Raw genomic sequence first — 20,587 nt, 5'->3', positions numbered from 1 at the left:
CGCCGTTGCGCGACAGACGAATCGCCAATCACCAGTGGACAGGAGCGGCCCCGGCGTGTGTACCATTCATCCGTCGCCGGGCGGCTTCCCCCGTGGCCGCCCGGCGCTCACTCTCTCCCCGCCGCCCTAGACTGGCCGGGATGAACGACACCGAGGCCCTGATCTGTTCGGCCCGCGGATGCCGCGCCCCGGCCGGGTGGGCACTGCGCTGGAACAATCCCCGCCTGCACCCGCCCGAGCGGCGCAAGACCTGGCTTGCCTGCGACCCGCACCGCGCGTCTCTGGGCGATTTCCTCACCGCACGCGGCTTCCTGCGTGAGGTCGCCCCGCTGGCCGAATCGCCTACGCTCGAAGGGTGAACGATGACGCACCGGGCGGCCTGCCGGCAGCCCCCGCCCCGCCGCCCAGCCCGCTCGAGCCGTGGCCGGACACCGTCCGGTGGCAGTCCATCTCGACCGACCTGATCTGGGTGGAGTTGCTGCGGCTCTCCGTCGGCGTGGCCGTCGTCGCGGGTGTGCTCGGCGTCGGCTGGGCGCTGACGGGCTCCTGGCCGTTCGGGGTGGGGTTCGGCGGCGTCCTGCTGTTCGCCGTCTGGCGGGCGGTGACCATCGTCCGGGCGGTACGCGCCTGGGGTTACGCCGAACGCGAGGACGACCTGCTGGTCCGGCACGGGCTGCTGGTCCGCCGGCTGTCCATCGTTCCGTACTCCCGGATGCAGTTCGTCGACGTCAGTGCCGGTCCGCTGGAACGGGCGTTCGACCTGGCCACCGTGCAGTTGCACACGGCCGCCGCGGCGAGTGACGCCCGGGTGCCGGGCCTGCGTCCCGCCGAGGCGTCCCGGCTGCGCGACCGCCTCACCGCGCTCGGCGAGGACCGGGCGGAAGGGCTGTGAGCGGCCCGGCCGGCTCGGGCCCGGACCGCACCTCACCCGCTCCCGGCGGGCCACCGCCCGCACCGCCGACGGAAGCGCCGGGCGAGGCGCCACCACCGGGTCCACATCCCGGACCGCAGCCCTGGCCGCCGGGGGCGAGTTGGCCGCCGGGGCAGCCGCCCGGTTCGCCGTATCCGCCCGATGCCTGGCCGGGGTGGCCGGGCCCGCCGCCGGCCGAACAGCCCCGGCAACGACTGCATCCGTTGAGTCCCGCCCTGCACGGCGCGAAGTCCCTGGTGGTGGTCATCGCCGGGCTGTCCTGGTCGACGTTGTCCCGGGTCGGGTTCGGCTGGTTCGTGGCGATGGTGATCGTGCTCGCGCTCGGCGCGAGCGTGCTGGCCGTGGTCAGCTGGTACAACACCGGATACCAGGTGGTGGGCCGGGAACTGCGCATCCACGAGGGGCTGCTGTGGCGGCGCACCCGGGCGATCCCGCTGGAACGGCTCCAGGCCGTCGAGGTGGTCCGGCCGCTGCTCGCCCAGCTCACCGGCCTGGCGGAACTGCGGCTGGAGGTGGTCGGCGGCGGCAAGACCGAGGCACCGCTGGCGTACCTCAGCGTCGCCGAGGCGTCGGCGCTGCGGCAGCGGCTGCTGACGCTCGCGGGCCGGCCGGCCACCGCCGCACCGGGCCGACCGACGGACGCGGCACCGGGGACGCAGCCGCCGGGGACACACGTGCCGGGCGCCGGTGGGGAGACCGGCGCGCCGGTCGGCCGGCCGTTGCACGCGGTCAGCAACCGGGACCTGCTGATCAGCCAATTACTCACCCCGCAGGCCTTCCTGCTGCCGTTCGGCGTGGCCTTCGTGGCGACGCAGTTCCTGTCGGAAGGCACGTGGTCGTTCATCGCGGTGGCCAGCACGCTCACCGCGATGGCGGGCATCCTGTTGCAACCCATCCGCCGGGTGCTCGACGACTGGCGGTTCCAGCTCGCCCGCGACGACGACCGGCTGCGGATCCGCAACGGCCTGCTGGAGACCAGGGTGCAGACGGTACCGCTGCACCGGGTGCAGACCGTGGGCGTGACCTGGCCGCTGCTCTGGCGGATGAAGGGCTGGCTGCGGATGCGCCTGGAGGTGGCGGGTTACGCCGCCGGCGAGGCCGACCAGCGCAACCGGCCGGACCGGCTGCTGCCCGTCGGCGACCGGCCGACCGGCGACGCGATCCTCGCGGTGGTGCTGCCCGGGGTCACCCTAGAGTCGTTGCCGCTGCAGCCGCCGCCGGCCCGGGCCCGCTGGGTCAACCCGCTGAGCCGCCAGGTGCTCGGGGCCGGCCTGACCGACGAGGTGTTCGCCGTACGCTCCGGTCTGCTCACCCGCCAGCTGACGATCGTGCCGTACGCCCGCCTGCAGAGCGTGCGGGTGGTGCAGGGGCCGGTGCAGCGCCTGCTCGGCTTGGCCACCGTGCACGCCGACACGGCTGGCGGTGCCGGCGCGGCCGCGGTCGACCGGGATCTCGCCGACGCCTGGGCGCTGGCGGCGGAGCTGACCGCCCGGGGCCGGGCCGCCCGCCGGCACCACTGACCGCCCGCCCGCCGGCGGGCTGGGTCCGCCCGATCCGCTGGATCGTGCGGGTCAGCGGGTTGCCGGGACGGCGGGTGGCTCGGCCGGCGTCGCCGCCGCGCCGGCCGGTGGGTCGGCCGGGGCGCGGCGGGCCCTGCGCCGGGCCCACCATCGTTCGGCCAGGCCGACGGCCAGGAAGGTCATCCCGACGTACGCCCAGCCGACCAGCACGTCGATCACGTAGTGCTCGCCGCTGTAGACCAGCGTGAAGGTCATCGCCAGCGGGTAGGCCAGCAGCAGCGGCCACCAGCGACGCCGGATCCCGCGCAGGAAGAACAGCACCACGAAGAGCGCGAACGCGGTGTGCAGCGACGGCATCGCGGCCACCGGGTTCGAGGCCAGCTGACCGGCGTTGAGCAGGTTCCCGGCGCCGTGCATGCCGAACGCCCGCCACCCCCGGGTGGAGATCCGGGCGACCTCCTCCAGCAGGCCGTTCTGCGCCGCCCACCAGGGCGGCGCGGCCGGGTAGAGGTAGTAGGTGACCAGGCCGGTGGCGCAGAGGAAGAACCACCGGCGCATGAACGCCGCCCACCGGCTGCGCTCGCGCATCCAGAGCACCGCGGCGGCGGCCAGCGCCGCCACGAAGTGCGAGAAGTACACCCAGCTGACGAGGACGTCCCACCACCGCACCTCGGGCTGGTACAGGTGCTGCTGCAACCAGACGGTCGGCACCTGCCCGTCCATGGCCCAGCCGAACATCAGCCGGTCCGCCAGGATCAACTCGTACGCGTGCGGAACCGTCCCGTCGTGGTAGGCGAAGCCGCGGGAGAGGTTGTACGCGACCAGCAGCAACACCACCGGCACCCAGTCCCGGGCGAAGCGCAGGTGGCTGCGCCACGGGCGGGCGGAGTTCCAGGCTATGGTCCCGGCCCAGATCCAGAAGAACGCGTACACCGGGTCGGTGGGCAGGCCGATGACGAGCCAGCCCGCCACGAAGGCGACGCTCCAGACCGACATCGCGATCACACGGCGACGCCCGCCGTCGAGCGGGGCGGGTGGCTCGGTCGGGGCCGGGGGCTGGGGGTCGGTCACGGCAGGCATCGCGGACAAGGTTAGGACAAGGTTAACGGCGGGCCACGCGCCGCCCCACGCAGGAGGATGCGCATCTGACCGGCCGCGTCGCCCCGGTCCCGGCGAACACCTACGCTGTGGCCATGCAGGAGCAGCCGGATCACGCCCTGACGCCGGGCCTGGCCGCCCGGGTCGAGTTGACCGTCACCGACGCCGACACCGCCCAGGCGATCGGCTCCGGCGACGTGCCGGTGCTCGGCACCCCGCGGGTGCTCGCGCTGGCCGAGGCGGCGACCGTGGCGGCCACCGCCCGCCACCTGCCCGCCGGGTCGACCACCGTGGGCACCCGGGTGGAGCTGGAGCACCGGGCCGCGACCCCGGTGGGTCGTACGGTGTCGGCGCAGGCCCGGCTGGCCACGATCGACCGGCGTCGGCTGGTGTTCGAGGTCGCCGTCACCGACGGCGGGCAGACCGTCGCCGAGGGTCGGGTGGAGCGGGTCCTGGTCGACCGGCACCGGTTCGTCGAGCGCGCCGGGGCGCCGTCATGACGACGACCGGGCGGTTCGTCGAGGTCGCCGACCGGGTGCTCGTGCTGCGCGAGCCGCTGCTCGCGGTCAACGTCACCCTGGTCCTCGGCGACGGTGCGGCGCTGCTGGTCGACACGCTCTCCACCGCCGGGCAGGCGGTCGAGCTGGCCGCCGCCGTACGTGCCGTCACCACCGATCCACTGACGCTGGTGAACACGCACCACCACTTCGATCACTGCTTCGGCAACGCCACCCTCGCCGGTGACCCGCCCCGCCCGGTCTGGGCGCACGAGCTGGCCGCCGCCGCGCTCCGCGACGAGGCGGACCGGCTACGCCGGGAGGCGTACGCGGAACTGCACGACGGGCATCCGGAACTCGCCGCCGAGCTGGCCGGCACCGCGCTGCTGGCGCCCAACCACACGGTGCGTACCGAGGCCACCCTCGACGTCGGCGGCCGGCGGGTGGTGCTGCGCCACCCCGGCCGGGGCCACACCGACGCCGACCTGGTCGTGCAGGTGCCCGACGCCGACCTGCTGGTCGCCGGCGACCTGGTCGAGCAGGCCGGGCCGCCGGCCTTCGAGGACTCCTACCCGTTGCAGTGGCCCGACGCGCTGGCCGAGCTGCTGCGCTCCATGTCACCGGCCACGGTGGTGGTCCCCGGGCACGGCGACCCGGTCGACGCGGAGTTCGTCCGGGCGCAGCACACCCACCTGGTCGAGCTGGCCTGGCTGATCCGGGCCGGGCACACCGCCGGTGCCCCGCCCGAGCGGGTCGCCGCCGGCGGCCCGTTCCCGGCGCGCCACGTGCTGGCCGCCGCCCGGCGCGGCTACGCCGAACTGGACGGCAGCGCCTGACCCGGCGGCGCGCGGCACCCGGGGGCGGGCGCCCGGCGGTCAGCCGCTGAAGCGCTGGCGCACCTCGGCGCGGGTGGGCATGGCGACCGCTCCCCCGGGACGCTCGCAGACGAGCCCGGCGACCCGCAGCGCGAAGGCGACCCGCTCGTGCCAGCCGGCCGGCTCGACCGGCTCGCCGTCGGTCAGCAGGTCGGCGACGAGGGCGGCCATCACCGAGTCACCCGCACCGGTGGCGTCGACGGCGTCGACCTTCGGGGCGGGTACGCGTACCGGATCGGCACCGGCGGCGGCGACCACCGCGCCGGCGGCACCCAGGGTGACCACGACGGTCGCCGCGCCCAGCTCCCGCAGGTACGCCGCCACCGACTCGACCGGCTCGCCCGGGTAGAGCAGTTCCGCGTCGGCGGTGCTGAGTTTGACCAGGTGCGCGCCCGCGGCGAACTCGGCGACCACCCCGCGCAGCCCGGCCAGCGCCTCGGGGCCGGCGAGCAGCCGGGGCCGGACGTTGGGGTCGAACACCCGCAACCCCCGGGCCAGCGACCAGGCCCGCCGGGCGGCGGCCAGCGTCGCCGGCGCCAGCAGCACGATCGAGCCGCAGTAGAGCACGTCGGCGCCCTCGACCAGGGCGACGTCGACGTCGTCGGGGGTGAGCAGCGAGTAGGAGGGCGGGTCGCCGTAGAAGCGGAAGTCCGGCTCCGCTCCCGCGAAGGTGGCCACGGCCAGCGTGGTCGGCACCGCGGCGGTGACCGTCCCGGCCAGCCCCACCCGCTCCGCGGCGAGGAAGTCGCGGATCCGACCGGCGAGCGCGTCGTCGCCGAGCGACCCGACGAACTGCGCGGCGGCACCGAGCCGGGCGATGCCGACGGCGACGTTCAGCGGGCCGCCGCCGATGGCCTGGCGATAGACGGGTGCGCCGCCGCATTCGGTATCGAGCAGGTCCACCAGCGCCTCGCCGAGCACCACCGCGTATCCCATCGTCAGGTCCCTCCGTCGGCCGTCCGTGATGCCCAGGCTGGCACAGCGGGTGTACGCCGGGCGCGCAAGCCACGGTATTGGCGCGGCGATGGCGATGGCGAGCCGGGTTCGTCTCGCACATCGAGAGATGGCTATTGCGTCGGCGCGGCGCGGCATGTTGGGATGGTGCTGCCGGGTGGCGCGGGGCTGCGCGCCACCGGCGCCGGGTTCACATCACGCGAGGGCATTCACGCGTCGACAGACCGCTGGCGGCACCGCGCCGGTTGGGTCATCCGTCCCCTTCCGCAGGTAGCCGCGGCGTCGCATCCGCCCGCAGCAGCGGGGCGGCTCTTCCCGCCATCCCGCATGTTCCGGCGGGGCGCCATCACACGATGGGCCCCGCAAGTCAGGAGAACCCGTGCACCGTCCTCGTTTGGCCGTCTTACTAACCGCGGCCCTCACCCTCCTCGCGAGCGCGGTCTTCGTGACCGCCAAGTCCGACCCGGCCGCCGCGCACGGCGCGGCGATGACGCCGGGCGCGCGTACCTTCCTCTGTTGGCGCGACGGCCTCTCTCCCACCGGTGAGATCAGGCCGAACAACCCGGCCTGCGCGGCCGCCGTCGCCCAGAGCGGGACGAACTCGCTCTACAACTGGTTCAGCGTGCTGCGCTCGGACGCCGCCGGCCGGACCACCGGCTTCATCCCCGACGGCCAGCTGTGCAGCGGTGGCAGCAGCAGCTTCCGCGGCTACGACCTGGCCCGTACCGACTGGCCGCTGACCCACCTGACCGCCGGCCGGTCGATCGAGTTCCGGTACAGCAACTGGGCCCACCACCCCGGCACGTTCTACTTCTACGTGACGCGGGACAGCTGGAGCCCGACCCGCGCGCTGGCCTGGAGTGACCTGGAGGCGCAGCCGTTCCTCACGGTGACCAACCCGCCGCAGCGCGGGGCGGTCGGCACCAACGACGGTCACTACTACTTCACCGGGAACCTGCCGTCGGGCAAGAGCGGCCGGCACATCATCTACTCCCGGTGGGTCCGCTCGGACAGCCAGGAGAACTTCTTCGGCTGCTCCGACGTGGTCTTCGACGGCGGCAACGGCGAGGTGACCGGCATCGGCTCGGGTGGCAGCAACCCGCCGCCCACCACCCCGCCGCCCACCAACCCGCCGCCCACGACCCCGCCGCCGACCAACCCGCCGCCCACCACTCCGGCGCCGACGACCCCGCCGCCGGGGAACAGCGGTGGCTGCACGGCCACCTTCACGGTGACCAACAGCTGGTCCGGTGGGTTCCAGGCCGAGGTCGCGATCAGGAACACCGGCACTACGGCGTTGACCGGCTGGACCGCGAGCTGGACCTGGCCCAGTGGTCAACAGATCAGCCAGGTCTGGAACGCGAGCCAGACCACCTCCGGATCGTCGGTGACGGCCCGCAACGCGTCGCACAACGGCAACCTGGCAGCCAACGGCAGTACCACGTTCGGCTTCCTCGCCAGCGGCAGCAGCTCAACCCCCACGGTCACCTGCGCCCGCAGCTGACCACCAGCACCACGAAGGGGGCCCCGCCCGGGGCCCCCTTCCGCTTGTCCGTTCGCCGTCAGCGCACCATGGAGCCGACGACGGGCTTGGTGAGCAGGGCGGACTGGTTGCGCTGGATGCCCGGGTCGAGCGTCTTGGCGACGAAGATCGCGTGCCAGATGCAGAAGATCAACACCGTCCACACCTTGCGGGAGTGATCGAACTCCTCCCGCTTGTGCTCCTCCAGCAGGCGCAGCGCGTACGACAGGTCGAGCAGGTCGCCGGCCCCGGAGGTGGTCAGCACGTGCCGGGCCCACTCGTACATCTCGCCGCGCAGCCAGACCCGGGTCGGGGTCGGGAAGCCCAGCTTCTTACGGTTGACGATGGCCGGCGGCACCACGCCCTGCAACGCCTGGCGCATGGCGTACTTGGTGGCGTCGGAACGCGGCGGCAGCTTCAGCTCGACCGGGATCTTCGCCGCCACCTCGAACACCTCGCGGTCCAGGAAGGGCACCCGCACCTCCAGCGAGTGCGCCATGGAGATCCGGTCCGCCTTGACCAGGATGTCGCCGCGCAGCCAGGTGTAGAGGTCGACGTACTGCATCTTGGTGACGTCGTCCAGCTCGCCGCACTCGGCGTAGATCGGCGCGGTGACGTCGGTGTAGCGCACCGACGGGTCGTAGCGGCGCAGCAGGTGCTGCTTCTCCTCCTCGGTGAACATCCGGGCGTTGCCGTAGTAGCGCTCCTCGATCGGCGTGGTGCCGCGCTCCAGGAAGCTCTTGCCCTTGACCCCCTGCGGGATCGCCTTGGACACCGCCCGCAGCCCCTTCTGCACGCCGCCGGGCAGCCCGTTGACGCCGCTGAGCGACAGCGGCTCGCGGTAGATCGTGTACCCGCCGAAGAACTCGTCGGCACCCTCACCGGAGAGCACCACGGTGACGTGCTCGGCGGCCTTCTTGGCGACGAAGTAGAGCGGCACCAGCGCCGGGTCGGCGACCGGGTCGTCCAGGTGCCAGACGATCTTCGGCAGCGCGTCGATCATGTCCTGCGGCCCGATCTTCGTCGGGATGGTGGTCACGTCGAGGTGGCGGGCCGAATCCTGGGCGACGTCGATCTCCGAGTAGCCCGGCACGTCGTAGCCGACGGTGAAGGTGAGGATGTTCGGGTTGAACTCCCGGGCGAGCGCGACCACCGCGGTGGAGTCGATCCCGCTGGACAGGAACGAGCCGACCGGCACGTCGGAGCGCATGTGCATGCGGACGCTCTCGCGCAGCGTCTCCCGGATCTCGTGGTAGAGCTTCTGCTCGTCGGAGACCGGGGCCGGCCGGAACACCGGGCGGTACCAGCGCCGCACCTCGATCCGCCCGCCCGGCGTCCAGGTGAGGTACTCACCCGAACCGATCCGGCTGATCCCCCTGTGCAGGGTGCCCGGCTCGGGGACGTACTGCAGGGTCAGGTAGTGGCTGAGGTTCGCGGTGTCGACCCCGGCGTCCCCGGCGTAGGCGGACTGGGCGAAGGGCAGCAGGGCCTTCTTCTCCGAGGCGAGGTAGAGCCCGTCGGCGGTCTCCAGGTAGTGCAGCGGCTTGATGCCGTAGTAGTCGCGGGCGCCGAACGCGCGGCGCTCCTGCCGGTCCCAGATGACGAAGGCGAACATCCCGCGCAACCGGGTGAGCACCTGCTCGCCCCAGTAGTGGTAGCCGGCGACGATCACCTCGCCGTCCCCATTGGTGGCGAACCGGGCCCCGTAGTCGCGGATCAGCTCCTCGCGCAGCTCGATGTAGTTGTAGATCTCGCCGTTGAAGGTCAGCAGGTAGCGCCCGTCGGCGTAGGGCAGCGGCTCGTGGCTGAGCGCCACGTCGATGATCGCCAAGCGCTTGTGGGCGAACACCCCGTCCGCGTACCGGCCGGAGGCGTCCCCGACCACCTCGACACCGGTCTCGTCCGGGCCGCGGTGGTGCAGGCATTCCAACGCCCCGGCGATGTTGTCGCGGTGGGCGGCGGCGTCGCCGCGCGCACTGAAGAAAGCCAGGAGTCCGCACATGGTCGTCATCTTTCCACGCGTCCGGTACGGGCGTTGCGGCACTGCCGGCCTCGTCGCCGACGGCGACCGCCGGCTCGATCCGAGCCGGGTTCGCGGTACCGTCGGGACCAGCAACAGCGGCGAAGGGAGCGGGGCATGACCGAGGAACGCACCGATGGCAAGCCGGCCGAGGGCACCGAGTCGCACGACCCGGACTTCCCACCGGCGTTCCTGTCGTTCATGCGGCAGGGCTGGCGGGACACCACCCTGCCGGTGGGCCCGCGACCGGAGGTGCCGAACTACGCCAAGCGCCGGGCCGCCCTCTCGGCGGCCTTCCCGGGCGAGACGCTGGTGATCCCCACCGGCGGGGAGAAGGTCCGCGCCAACGACACCGAGTACCGGTTCCGACCGGGCAGCGACTTCGCGTACCTCACCGGCGATCACGACCCGGACGGGGTCCTGGTGCTGCGGCCCAACGGCTCGGGTCACGACGCCACCCTGTACATGCGCCCCCGCTCGTCCCGGGAGACGGACGAGTTCTTCCGCAGCCGTCACGGCGAGCTGTGGGTGGGCCGGCGGCACACCCTCACGGAGAAGTCGACGGAGCTGGGCCTGCCCACCGCCGACCTGACCGAACTGGACGCGGCGCTGGCCGGCCTGGCACCCGCGCGTACCCGGGTGCTGCGCGGCCTCGACGCCCGGGTGGACGCCGCCGTGCGCCCCTGGGACGGGCCCCGCGAGGAGGGCCAACCGGCCCGCGACCGCGAGTTGGCGATCGCCGTCTCGGAGCTGAAGCTGGTCAAGGACGAATGGGAGATCGCCCAGCTCCAGGAGGCGATCGACGCCACGGTGCGCGGCTTCGAGGACGTGGCCCGGGTGCTGCCGGCCGACCGGGGTGTCTCGGAGCGGCTGCTGGAGGGGATCTTCGCGCTGCGTGCCCGCCACGACGGCAACGACGTCGGCTACGGCTCGATCGTCGGGGCCAACGAGCACGCCACGATCCTGCACTGGGTGCACAACCACGGCGTCACCCGGCCGGGTGAGCTGCTGCTGATGGACATGGGCGTGGAGGGGCGCCACCTCTACACCGCCGACGTGACCCGGGTGCTGCCCGTCGCCGGCCGGTTCACCCCGTTGCAACGCCAGGTCTACGACATCGTGTACGCCTCACAGCAGGCCGGCATCGACGCCGTCAGGCCGGGCGTGACGTTCAAGGACGTCCACCTGACCTGCATGCGGGTGCTCGCCGAAGGGCTGGCCGACCTGGGGCTGCTGCCGGTGAGCGTGGACGAGGCGATGGACGAGTCCTCGACGGTGTACCGACGGTGGACGCTGCACGGCTTCGGGCACATGCTCGGCATCGACGTGCACGACTGCTCGAACGCCCGCAAGGAGAACTACCGCGACGGCACCCTGGGCGAGGGATACGTGCTCACCGTCGAGCCGGGGCTGTATTTCCAGCCGGAGGACGAGCTGGTCCCCGAGGAGCTGCGCGGCATCGGCATCCGGATCGAGGACGACGTCCTGGTCACCACCTCCGGCGCGGTGAACCTGTCGGCGGGCCTGCCGCGCCAGGCCGACGAGGTGGAGAGCTGGCTGGCCGAGCAGCGCGAGGCGGGACCGCGCCTGCCCGGCTGAGCCCGGCGGCACGACGGAGCGGGCGGGCTCCCGCCGGAGGCGACGAGGTTGTCGCTTTCGGCGGGAGCCCGCCCTTCGTGCGCCCTCAGACCGGCGTCTGCCCTGGTAACCCGCTTTCGGCCGGGTCCGGCGAGATGACGCACTGATGCCCGATCGGGGCGTAATGCGGGGTTTTCTCGGATACATCCCTCTCGCGAGGAACCTTCTCATACGGTGGTCGTCAGAGGCTGCAACCTATTTGTAGCTGCTCGCACCGGTTCATGGTGGTGCGGGCCATTCTGGTAGCAGGAAAGGGCGGAAGGCTCTGATGTCTGATGACGTAATCACCTCCTACGGTGGGCCGCCTCCGGCCCCACCGGGACGACGACGACACAAACTCTGGGTGGCCGCGGGCGTGGCCGGGCTGACCGGGGTCGTCGGCCTGGCCGCGCTCGGCGGCGTCGCCGCCCGGGACCAGAAGTCCGGCGGCCAGGACCGCACCTCGGACGCGAAGCCGGCGGCCGCGCCGAAGCAGGATGCCGCGCCGAAGCAGGACGCCGCCAAGGGCGGGGACGAGGGCGACCGGGGCGCCGAGTGGAGCGGCCGCGACGGCTCGGCGGACGAACGCCGTGGCAAGGAAGCGCCGCGGCAGGTGCCCTGCGACAGCGACAAGCTCATCCAGGCCATCGAGTACGCCAACAACAATCACGGCGGCGCGTTGGACCTGGCCAAGGGGTGCACCTACGAGCTGACCCGCTCGGACGCGGGCAACGGCCTGCCGGTGATCACGCAGGCGATCACGCTGAAGGGCCAGCACACGAAGATCGTCCGGGCGGCGAACGCCGACCTCTTCCGGATCCTCAACGTCGGCCGTAGCGGGCACCTGACCCTGAAGAACGTGACCATCAAGGGCGGCCAGACGGCACCCGCCCTGCCCCCGCCCCCGGGCAACGCGACCGCGTCGGAGGCCACCGCGAAGGCGGCCGCACCGAAGGCGGCAGCACCGAAGGCGGCAGCACCGAAGGCAGCGGCACCGAAAGCAGCGGCACCGAAAGCGGCGGTCCCGAAAACGGCAGCGCCGAAGGCCGCCGCACCGAAGGCGGTCGTGCCCGCCAGCCCGGCCGCGCCGGGTGCCGGCGGGGTGACGACGCTGGCCGATGCCGGGCCGAGCGACGGCGGGGGGATCCTCGTCCAGCGCGGCGGGCGGGCCGACATCGAGCACAGCCAGCTGGTGCTGAACCACGCCGGAGACCGCGGTGGCGCCATCGCCAACTACGGGACCACCCGGATCGCGTACACCCTGGTCGAGGCGAACAGCGCCGACGGGGTCGGCGGTGGGGTGTTCAACGCCGGGGTGCTGCGGGTCGAGGAATCCAAGGTCGTCGCCAACAACTCCGCCATCGCCGGCGGCGGCATCGGCAACGGCCAGGACACCCTGTACGACACGGTCCAGGGCGGCACGGTCTGGGTGTGGAAGAGCACGATCAGCCGCAACCGGGCCAGCCACCTCGGCGGCGGGGTCCTCGACTTCCGGGGAACCACCACGCTCAGCCAGAGCGAGGTGGTCGACAACAGCGCCCAGTTCCAGGGCGGCGGCCTGCTCGCGCTGGGACCGAGCAAGGTCACTCTGGAGCACGTCCTCGTGGCCCGCAACACCGCCGACGACGGCGGCGGCCTGGCGACCGTAGTCGACAGCACCGTCCTGATCGAGCACAGCAAGATCACGGAGAACGTCGGCACCCACTCCGCCGGCGGCCTGGGCCTCTTCGGCGGCACGACCATCCTGCGGGACAGCGAGGTCGTGGCGAACCGGGCGGTCGGGCAGACCTCGGTGGGTGGCGGCATCGTCAACGAGGGACAGCTCCGGCTGGAGCGGTCGAAGGTCGCGGACAACTTCTCCGTACGGCCGCCCGGCGGCATCCGCAACGAGGGCAGCGTGGAGATCGACCAGAAGTCCGCCGTCATCGGCAACCGGCCGACCAACTGCGCGGGCAGCCCGGTCGTACCGGACCGCTGCTTCGGCTGACCACGCAGCTGCGTACGACATCCGAGAGCACGACCACATAGAGGGGCTCCCCCGCGGCGCGGGGGAGCCCTGGTCGCTCGGCCGGGACGCACTTTCGTCCGCGTGGGGCGCACTCGGCCCCGTTGCGCACCTTCCCGCCCCTCCGGGCCCTCCAGGGGCTACCCCGCCCGGTGCGCACCGAATGTGGGCTTGTTTCGGATATGCCCCCGAGGCGAGGAACCTTCTCATACGGTGCTTGTGGGAGCTACAACCGATTTGTAGCAGGGGACGCTCGCCTGTGCGTGACGACCCTGTCTGGTACGACGAGAGGGCAGAGAGCTCCGATGTCCAACTACCTAGCTAAGAACAACGCCAGCGAGCCGGAGGCGACGCCCAAGCGGCGCCGCAAGCTCTGGCTCGCCAGTGGCGTCGCCGGTCTCACCGGCGTGGTCAGCATCGCCGCCGTCGGTATCGCCACCGGTGCCGGCGCGGTCGGCAGCGACAGTCTCCGCTGGTCCACGGCGCAGGTCAGCAAGGACGGTGACCAGGGCGCGGAGGGCCGCGAGGGGCACAAGGGCAAGAAGGACGACGACCGCGGTCGGTACGACGACAAGAAGAATCGCGGGAAGGAGGTGCCCTGCGACTCCGACAAGCTGATCCAGGCGATCATCTTCGCCAACGAGAACCACGGCGGCGTACTGGAGTTGGCCAAGGACTGCACCTACACGCTGACCCGGTCCGACGGGTTCGGCAACGGCCTGCCGACGATCGAGGAGCACGTCGTCCTCAAGGGACACGATACCAAGATCGTCCGGGACGCCACGGCCACCAACTTCCGGATCCTGAACGTGGGCCGGGGCGGGCACCTGACCGTGAAGGGCCTGACCATCAAGGGCGGCCAGACCGTCCAGGCGCCGGTGAACGGCGACACCCCGGAGGCGGTCTGGTCGCGGTTCTCCAACTCGGTCGAGGCGACCCGGGCCGGCGAGGCCGGCAAGGAGTACCTGCCGCTGTTGCGGGCCGAGCCCAAGGGCGTCGCGCTCAAGGCCAAGCAGGCCACGGGCGGGGTGTCGGTGCTGGCCCAGCCGGAGCCGACCGACGGGGCCGGCGTGCTGGTCCAGCCGGGCGGGACGGCGCAGTTCGAGGAGACCCACATCCTGGCGAACCAGGCCGGTGGCGTCGGGGGCGGCCTGGCCAACTTCGGCAAGGCCAGCCTCTACCACACCACGGTCGCCGACAACACCGCCTTCTTCTACGGCGGCGGCATCTTCAACGCCGGCGTGCTGCAGGTGCGGGAGTCGAAGGTCTTCAACAACGACGCCATCATCGGCGGTGGCGGCATCGCCAACGGCGCGGCCTTCATCTTCCGTCCGGACATCACCGGCGGCACCACGTTGATCGAGAAGACCGAGATCGCCGGCAACGAGGTGCTCGGCTTCGGCGGTGGCCTCCTCGACATCGAGGGCACCACCACCGTCAAGCACTCGAAGATCATCGAGAACACCGCGGTCCTGGCCGGCGGCGGCGTGACCGGTGCGGGCGAGAGCAACATCGAGCTGACGCACGTCAGGGTCGCGGCGAACAGCACGGTCGGGGTCGGTGGCGGCATCGCCCTGGCGTTCGGCGCGATCGCCAACGTCGAACACAGCGAGGTCGCGTCGAACAAGGCCGGCTTCTTCGGCGCCGGCGTGTTCAACGCCCTCAGTGCGGTCACCTTCCGCAACAGCGAGATCACCAACAACCGGGCCGTCGGCCCGCTGGGCGTCGGCGGCGGTATCTTCACCCTCTTCGGCGAGGTGGACCTCGACAAGACGAAGGTCGCGCACAACTTCGCGACCCTCCGCCCGGGCGGCGTGTTCGCCTTCGGCGGTGAGGTCAACGTGGACGACAAGTCGGCCATCACGGCCAACAAGCCGACCAACTGCGAAGGCACGCTGACTCCGGTCCCGCGCTGCTTCGGCTGATCGCGGGGCGGGCGGCCACCGGCCACCCGACCGGGTAACGCAGACCGGCCCCCTTCCGCAACCGCGGAAGGGGGCCGGTTCGTCAACGCTGGACGAAGACCGCCACGCTGCGCGCCGGCACGGTGAACGTGCCGCTGGACTTCTCGAACGAGGCCGTTCGCAACACCGGATCGGCCGACCCACGCAGCACCGGATGCAGCGTGACGTCCGCCCCGCGCAGCCCGGTGACCCGCTGCGTCGCGGCCGTCGGGGTGGCGTTGAAGACCACCGTCACCGACCGCCACGCGCCGCCGAGGCCACGGGCGTCGAGGGTCATGGTCAGCACCCCCGGTGTCTCGTCCCGGCCCGACAGCGGGAAGGCGACCCGTCGCTGCACCTCCTGCGCGGTGGGCAGCCCGAAGACCGGCGAGGAGGCCCGGATGCGCAGCAGCTCCGCGTACCGGGTGTCGGTCAGCGCGACCGCCGCGCAGTCCGGCACCAGCGACGGATCGGCCAGCAGCGGCTTCGCGTACGGCCACTTGTCCCGGTTGTCCTCGGCCGCCGGCAGGCCGATGCCGAACCCGTTGCCCTGGGTGCAGTCCCAGCGGATCTGGTTGAACCAGTCCCCCGAGTTGTACGAGTTGCGGTCCAGCGACTTCGACCGCAGCCGCTCCGTGCCGGTGGTCACGAAGCCCGCACCCTGACTCATCACCACCGTGCCCAGGGCGAGCACCTGCATCCGGGCCCGGTCGGTGGCCGAGGTGGCCTGCGGCAGCTTGTACGCCAGCGCGTCGTACAGGATCTCGTTGTCGTGCGCGTCGACGTAGGTGACCGACTCCCCCGGCGCGTCCGTGTAGCCGGCCGGTGAGCCGTTGTAGTCGACCTGGGCGCCGGTCACCGCCCGGCCCGCCGAGTCGGTGAACCGGTAGCCGCGCAGGTTGCCGGCCAGCCCGACCTTGACCAGGTCGTGCTGGTGCAGCAACCGGGCCCGCTGCTCGGCCGCCGGGCCGTTGACCGGGTCGCCGTTGGGGTCGGTGAACAATCCGGAGGCGAAGCCCTGCCGGCGCGGGTTGTCGTCGAACGGGCCGCCGCCGCGTACCGCGTCGCGCAACCGGTCGTTGAACGTGCCGATCCCGGTGCCGGCCATGTTGGCCTGCGTCGCCTGCACGAACCGGGCGTCGTCGGCGACCTCGCCGAAGTTCCAGCCCTCGCCGTAGAGCAGGATCGCCCTGCCGTCCACCCCGTCGCGGGCCACGGTCAGCCGGTCCAGCGCGGCGCGCACCGCCAGGATGTTCGCCTTCGGATGGTGGCCCATCAGGTCGAAGCGGAAACCGTCCACCTTGTACGCCTTCGCCCAGGTGACCAGCGAGTCGACCACCAGCTTGCCCATCATGGCGTGTTCCGGCGCGGTGTTGGCGCAGCAGGTGGAGGTGGCCACCGTGCCGTCGTCGAGCAGCCGGTGGTAGTAGCCGGGGACGATCTGGTCGAGCACCGACTTCGGGTCGGTGCCGGCGGCCGAGGTGTGGTTGTAGACCACGTCCATGACCACCCGCAGGCCGGCGGCGTTGACCCCGGCGACCATCTGCCGGAACTCGGTGGTGCGCCGGGCGCCCTCCGGGTCGACGGCGTACCCGCCCTCCGGGACGGTGTAGTGCAGCGGGTCGTACCCCCAGTTGTAGCCGTCGGTGTCCCGCACCGCCGCGACGCACTCCTGCTGCCGCTCCGAGTCCGGCGGCAGGGCCGCCAGGTCGCAGTCCGGCTGCCGCTGGTCGGCCCGCCGCTCCGGGATGGTGGCGAAGTCGAACGCGGGCAGCAGGTGCAGGTGGGTCACCCCGGCGTCAGCGATCGCCGTCAGGTGCCGCATCCCGGCGGTGCCCGGGTGGGTGAAGGCGAGGAACGTGCCCCGCCGGTCGGCCGGCACGGTGCGGTCGGCGATGGAGAAGTCGCGCACCGACAGCTCGGAGATCTGCACCTTGGCCGGGGGCACCGCCGCCGGCTTGCGCAGCCTCGCCCAGCCGGCCGGGGCCAGCCTCTCGTCGGTCAGGTCGACGATCTGGCTGTGCGTGGAGTCCGCCGCCAGCGCCACCGAGTACGGGTCGGTCACCGAGGCGGTCACCAGCCGCTGCGCCGCCGGCTGCCACGCCTGCACCCGGTAGCGGTAGTACGCGCCGGTCCAGTCGCGGGCACCGCGTACCGACCAGACGCCGGTGCGGTCGTCGCGGCGCATCGCCACCGTGCGCGGCGTCGCGGTGGGCGAGTCGAACAGCTCCAGCGACACCGTCCGGGCGGTCGGCGCCCAGACCGCCAGGGTCGGCACACCGCCGGTGAAGGTCGCGCCGAGCCGGGCGGAGGTGGCCGGGGCGTACACGTCGTCGAGCACCCCCGGAATCTGCACACCGGTGGCGCCGAGCAGGGTGCCGTCGGCCGCCCGCTCGGTCACCAGCAGCTGCCCGCGCAGCGCCGCCGGCACCTCGGCCAGGTCCCGCCGGTCCAGCGTGAACGCCCGGTGGTCCCACAGGTGCGGGAACGCCGCGCGCTGGGCCTCGGTGAGCCCGTTGCGCTGCGCCGCCAACGGCAGTTCGCGGTACGCCCCGACCAGCTCCCCGTCGACCACGCTCACCCCGCCGGCAGCGGCGGTCACCAGCGCGTACGCCCGGCCGTCGGTGGGGCCGGTGCGCCAGGCGACGGTGGACCGGTCGATCCAGTGCGCCCGCTGCCGGCTGATGTCGGTGTCCGTACCGGTGCCGGTGGCCGTCGCGGGCAGCAGCCGGCCCGGTGTCGCGGCGACCAACCACACCTCCCGGCCGGCGTCGGCGAAGTCGAGCCGTTGGTCCTGCGGCAGATCCTTGTCGTCACCGGAGTGGATGATGTAGCTGAGCCCCGTCGCCCCCTCGGCCAGCGGCACCCGGAACTCGGCGCCGAAGGAGTCGATCCGGGTCGGCGGCATCGGGTTCGCCCAGTCGGTGGGGCTGGCCGCGCCGTCCCACAGGTGCAGGCCCCAGCCGTCGTAGTTCCCGTCCGGCCGGTGGTAGTGGATCACCGCCGTACCCTCCTCTACCGGGGGCGCGGGGGCGCCGGTGGCCTCCTCCCGGGTCTGGTAGGTCGCCGGGTCGCCCTGTTTGACCCAGACCTCACCGGTCTGCGTCACGTCGACGATCCGGTCGTTGTCGACGTCCTTGTTGCCGTCGGCGTCGACCACCAGGAACCCGACCGACGTCGCGCCCGGCTTGAGCTTCACCCAGGCGAACCGCCCGTAGTCGTCGGCACCGGCGAACGGCTGGCCCGCCGGCCACTCGGTGGCGTACGCCGGGTCGATGTCGCCCCAGGCGTACAGCACCCAGTCGGTGTCGTCGCCGTCGGGACGCTGGTGGTGCACCACCAGCCAGTCCCGGGACGAGCCGGACTGGTCGGGGGTGCCCACCGTGGCGGTGGCGCGGGTGGTCGCGGTGCGCCCCCGGCCGTCGCGCACCGCCGCCTTGTACTCGACCCTCGTGCCGGCGGGCAGGCCGGCCAGGTCGTGATGCACGGTGTACGGCGCGCGGTGGGCCGAGCCGAGCAGGGTCCACGTCCCGCCGCCGACCCGGGCGGCGACCGTGACGGTGGCCAGCGGATCACCGGTGACCCGGGCGGTCACCTCGGCCCGGGTGGCCACCGGCTCGTCCAGGCCGGTGAGGGTGAGACCCGGCGTGGCGGTGGGCAGCGCGACCGGCGTGCCGGCCCGGTGCACCACTGCCGACAGCGGCGGCACGGTCAGGGTCAGGGTGCCGTCACCGGCGGCAGCCGTCCGGCCGGTGGCGCCGTGGATGCCGGTGAAGGTGGCGCCGCCCGACCAGGTGTCCACCGTGACAGTCTGCGCGCTCGTGGCGTTGTTGACCGCCACCACGTACTCGGTGCGGTTGTCCGGGTCGAACCGGGAGAAGGCGAAGACGCCAGGGCCGTCGGCCGCGTACCGGGTGACCTGCACGCCGTCGCGCAGGGCCGGGTGCGCCTGGCGCAGCCGGCCCAGCTCGGCGATGCTCCGGTAGAGCGGGTGCGCGCGGTCGAACTGGTCGACCGCGTGGGTACGGTCGGTGCCGAGCAGGTCGTCGTCGAGGTAGTCCGGCGTCCGCGAGGCGAACATCGGTTGCCGGGCGTCCTTGTCCCCGCCGGCACCGGTGAAGCCCTGCTCGTCGCCGGAGTAGATCACCGGCTGCCCCCGGGTGAGGAACATCAGCTCGTGGGCGAGCTGGTCGCGGCGCAGGTGGGTGGCCGGGTCGGTGGGGCCGTTCGCGATGAACGCCCCGATCCGGCCCATGTCGTGGTTGCCGAGGAAGGTGGTCAGCCGGCCCGCGTGGGTGTCCCGGGCGGCGTACAGGTCGTCGCGGGCGTACACCTCGGCCAGCGCCGTCGCGGCCCCGTCGTTGGCGGTGAAGCTCCGCGCCGCCTCCTGGAAGCCGAAGTCCAGGGTGGCCGGCAGCCCGCCCTGGCGGACGTAGCTGGAGGCGATCTCCGGGTCGGCGCTGTACACCTCGCCGAACATGAAGAAGTCCTTCTTGCCGGCGCGGGCCGCCGCCTGGTTGACGCCCTGGCTGAACTGCGGCCAGAAGTCCATGTTGACGTGCTTGACCGTGTCCAGCCGGAAACCGTCGACACCGGTGGCCCGCACCCAGTCCGCGTAGATCTTCGTCATGCCGCGGACCACCTCGGGACGCTCGGTCCACAGGTCGTCGAGGCCGAAGAAGTCGCCGTACTCGCTGTTCTCCCCCACGAAGGTCGAGTCACCGCGGTTGTGGTACATGGTCGGGTCGTTCAGCCACGCCGGGACCTTGACCTTCGCGTCGGCCGGGGTCTCGAAGGTCGGGGTGTACGGGAAGGAGTCCGTGCCCACCGCGGGGAAGGCCCGGCTGCCGTCGGCGTAGTTGCGGTCCTCGAACGGCCGGCCCCGCGCGTCGCGGTAGGGCGCGGTGCCCTTGTCGACATAGTCGTAGCGGTCCTCGACGTAGCGGATCACGTCGGCGGTGTGGTTGACGATGACGTCGAGGTAGACCTTGATGCCGCGCCGGTGCGCGAGCTGGACCAGCTTCTTCAGCTCGGCCGCGCTGCCGAAGTGCGGGTCGACCTGGGTGAAGTCGGTGATCCAGTAGCCGTGGTAGCCGGCCGAGACGTCGTCGCCCGTGCCCTGCACGGGGCGGTTGGTGAACACCGGGGCGAGCCAGATGGCGGTGGTGCCCAGCCCTTCGATGTAGTCGAGCCGGTCGATCAGCCCGTTGAGATCACCGCCCTGGTAGAACCCCTTGTCCGTGGGGTCGTACCCGGTGCGCAGCCGGTCTCCGGTCAGGCCGCCCCGGTCGTTGCGCGGGTCGCCGTTGGCGAACCGGTCCGGCAGGACGAAGTAGAACTGCTCGGCCCTCGTCCGGCTGCCGCCCGCGGCGAGCAGGGCCGCGGCGGAGGGTTCGGTGTTCCAGGTGACCGCGCCGGTGGCGCCGGCCGCACCGGCGCCGGGCGAGGCAGTGCCGGGCGCCGCGCCGGCCGCGGCGGCGGGGTTCGTCGCGACCGGCGTGCCGGCCAGGGTGAGGGTGAGTAGGAAGACGAGGGCGAGCACGGCCTTGCGCACTGTCGGCGGGGGTTTCATCGACGGCCTTCCTCTGGTCGCTGAATGGCCCGC

At 72.6% G+C, this 20,587-nt stretch carries 13 protein-coding genes; 9 read left to right on the top strand and 4 right to left on the bottom strand.

The features are described from left to right. Positions 1-140 precede the first annotated feature (140 nt). From O7615_RS23185 to O7615_RS23175, 3 genes are all read left to right on the top strand, one after another. A complete protein-coding gene (locus O7615_RS23185; RefSeq protein ID WP_278179900.1) occupies positions 141-359 on the top strand; it encodes a hypothetical protein in 219 nt (72 codons plus the stop codon). Further along, on the top strand, positions 356-892 hold the full coding sequence (locus O7615_RS23180; RefSeq protein WP_278179899.1) for a PH domain-containing protein: 537 nt from the start codon (positions 356-358) through the stop codon (positions 890-892). Before O7615_RS23185 ends, O7615_RS23180 begins: the two co-directional genes overlap by 4 nt. 233 nt (positions 893-1,125) lie before the next feature. Then, a complete protein-coding gene (locus tag O7615_RS23175) occupies positions 1,126-2,451 on the top strand; it encodes a PH domain-containing protein (protein WP_278182202.1) in 1,326 nt (441 codons plus the stop codon). Positions 2,452-2,502: 51 nt separating this feature from the next. Here the strand turns inward: O7615_RS23175 and O7615_RS23170 are convergent, their stop codons facing one another. After that, positions 2,503-3,531 carry a phosphatase PAP2 family protein gene (locus O7615_RS23170; protein WP_278179898.1) on the bottom strand — a complete coding sequence of 343 codons (1,029 nt, stop codon included), beginning with the start codon at positions 3,529-3,531 and terminating at the stop codon, positions 2,503-2,505. Between the two features lie 113 nt (positions 3,532-3,644). Here O7615_RS23170 and O7615_RS23165 point away from each other — a divergent pair, with 113 nt between their 5' ends. Both O7615_RS23165 and O7615_RS23160 read left to right on the top strand, forming a co-directional pair. Continuing rightward, positions 3,645-4,049 (top strand): hotdog domain-containing protein, encoded by a 405-nt coding sequence (locus O7615_RS23165; RefSeq protein ID WP_278179897.1) that lies wholly within the window; start codon positions 3,645-3,647, stop codon positions 4,047-4,049. Beyond that, the gene (locus O7615_RS23160) at positions 4,046-4,882 is read left to right on the top strand and encodes an MBL fold metallo-hydrolase (protein ID WP_278179896.1); all 837 of its coding nucleotides are present in this window, start codon (positions 4,046-4,048) and stop codon (positions 4,880-4,882) included. Before O7615_RS23165 ends, O7615_RS23160 begins: the two co-directional genes overlap by 4 nt. Before the next feature lie 39 nt (positions 4,883-4,921). Here O7615_RS23160 and O7615_RS23155 read toward each other — a convergent pair whose 3' ends face one another. After that, positions 4,922-5,857, bottom strand: coding sequence for a PfkB family carbohydrate kinase (locus O7615_RS23155; protein ID WP_278179895.1), 936 nt, complete (start codon positions 5,855-5,857; stop codon positions 4,922-4,924). Positions 5,858-6,254: 397 nt separating this feature from the next. On the opposite strand from O7615_RS23155, the gene O7615_RS23150 reads away from it, so the two are divergent. Beyond that, positions 6,255-7,379 carry a lytic polysaccharide monooxygenase gene (locus tag O7615_RS23150; protein ID WP_278179894.1) on the top strand — a complete coding sequence of 375 codons (1,125 nt, stop codon included), beginning with the start codon at positions 6,255-6,257 and terminating at the stop codon, positions 7,377-7,379. Between the two features lie 58 nt (positions 7,380-7,437). Here the strand turns inward: O7615_RS23150 and asnB are convergent, their stop codons facing one another. Beyond that, entirely contained in the window at positions 7,438-9,399 is a 1,962-nt protein-coding gene (gene asnB / locus O7615_RS23145) for an asparagine synthase (glutamine-hydrolyzing) (RefSeq protein WP_278179893.1), read from the bottom strand. A gap of 135 nt (positions 9,400-9,534) precedes the next feature. Between asnB and O7615_RS23140 the strand changes: the two genes are divergently transcribed. The 3 genes from O7615_RS23140 to O7615_RS23130 all read left to right on the top strand — a co-directional run bounded on the left by O7615_RS23140 (position 9,535) and on the right by O7615_RS23130 (position 14,964). Continuing rightward, positions 9,535-11,016, top strand: a complete 1,482-nt coding sequence (locus O7615_RS23140) for an aminopeptidase P family protein (protein WP_278179892.1) — start codon at positions 9,535-9,537, stop codon at positions 11,014-11,016. A gap of 307 nt (positions 11,017-11,323) precedes the next feature. Beyond that, positions 11,324-13,021 carry a right-handed parallel beta-helix repeat-containing protein gene (locus tag O7615_RS23135; protein ID WP_278179891.1) on the top strand — a complete coding sequence of 566 codons (1,698 nt, stop codon included), beginning with the start codon at positions 11,324-11,326 and terminating at the stop codon, positions 13,019-13,021. A gap of 323 nt (positions 13,022-13,344) precedes the next feature. Then, positions 13,345-14,964: a hypothetical protein gene (locus O7615_RS23130; RefSeq protein ID WP_278179890.1), complete on the top strand. Its 1,620-nt coding sequence runs from the start codon at positions 13,345-13,347 to the stop codon at positions 14,962-14,964. 82 nt (positions 14,965-15,046) lie between these two features. On the opposite strand, the gene pulA is transcribed toward O7615_RS23130, so the two are convergent. Then, on the bottom strand, positions 15,047-20,554 hold the full coding sequence (pulA, locus tag O7615_RS23125; protein WP_278179889.1) for a pullulanase-type alpha-1,6-glucosidase: 5,508 nt from the start codon (positions 20,552-20,554) through the stop codon (positions 15,047-15,049). Positions 20,555-20,587: the final 33 nt, after the last annotated feature.

The organism is Micromonospora sp. WMMD1082, from assembly GCF_029626175.1.
Classification (GTDB): Bacteria; Actinomycetota; Actinomycetes; order Mycobacteriales; family Micromonosporaceae; genus Micromonospora.
Note: the sequence above shows the minus strand (reverse complement) of the source record. Positions and strands in the feature narration are given on the sequence as shown.

Coding starts and splice junctions, on each gene's coding strand:
- O7615_RS23185 (WP_278179900.1), top strand. CDS start 141: ATGAACGACACCGAGGCCCTGATCTGTTCGGCCCGCGGATGCCGCGCC.
- O7615_RS23170 (WP_278179898.1), bottom strand. CDS start 3,531: ATGCCTGCCGTGACCGACCCCCAGCCCCCGGCCCCGACCGAGCCACCC.
- O7615_RS23155 (WP_278179895.1), bottom strand. CDS start 5,857: ATGGGATACGCGGTGGTGCTCGGCGAGGCGCTGGTGGACCTGCTCGAT.
- O7615_RS23130 (WP_278179890.1), top strand. CDS start 13,345: ATGTCCAACTACCTAGCTAAGAACAACGCCAGCGAGCCGGAGGCGACG.
- O7615_RS23165 (WP_278179897.1), top strand. CDS start 3,645: ATGCAGGAGCAGCCGGATCACGCCCTGACGCCGGGCCTGGCCGCCCGG.
- O7615_RS23160 (WP_278179896.1), top strand. CDS start 4,046: ATGACGACGACCGGGCGGTTCGTCGAGGTCGCCGACCGGGTGCTCGTG.
- asnB (WP_278179893.1), bottom strand. CDS start 9,399: ATGTGCGGACTCCTGGCTTTCTTCAGTGCGCGCGGCGACGCCGCCGCC.
- O7615_RS23135 (WP_278179891.1), top strand. CDS start 11,324: ATGTCTGATGACGTAATCACCTCCTACGGTGGGCCGCCTCCGGCCCCA.
- pulA (WP_278179889.1), bottom strand. CDS start 20,554: ATGAAACCCCCGCCGACAGTGCGCAAGGCCGTGCTCGCCCTCGTCTTC.
- O7615_RS23140 (WP_278179892.1), top strand. CDS start 9,535: ATGACCGAGGAACGCACCGATGGCAAGCCGGCCGAGGGCACCGAGTCG.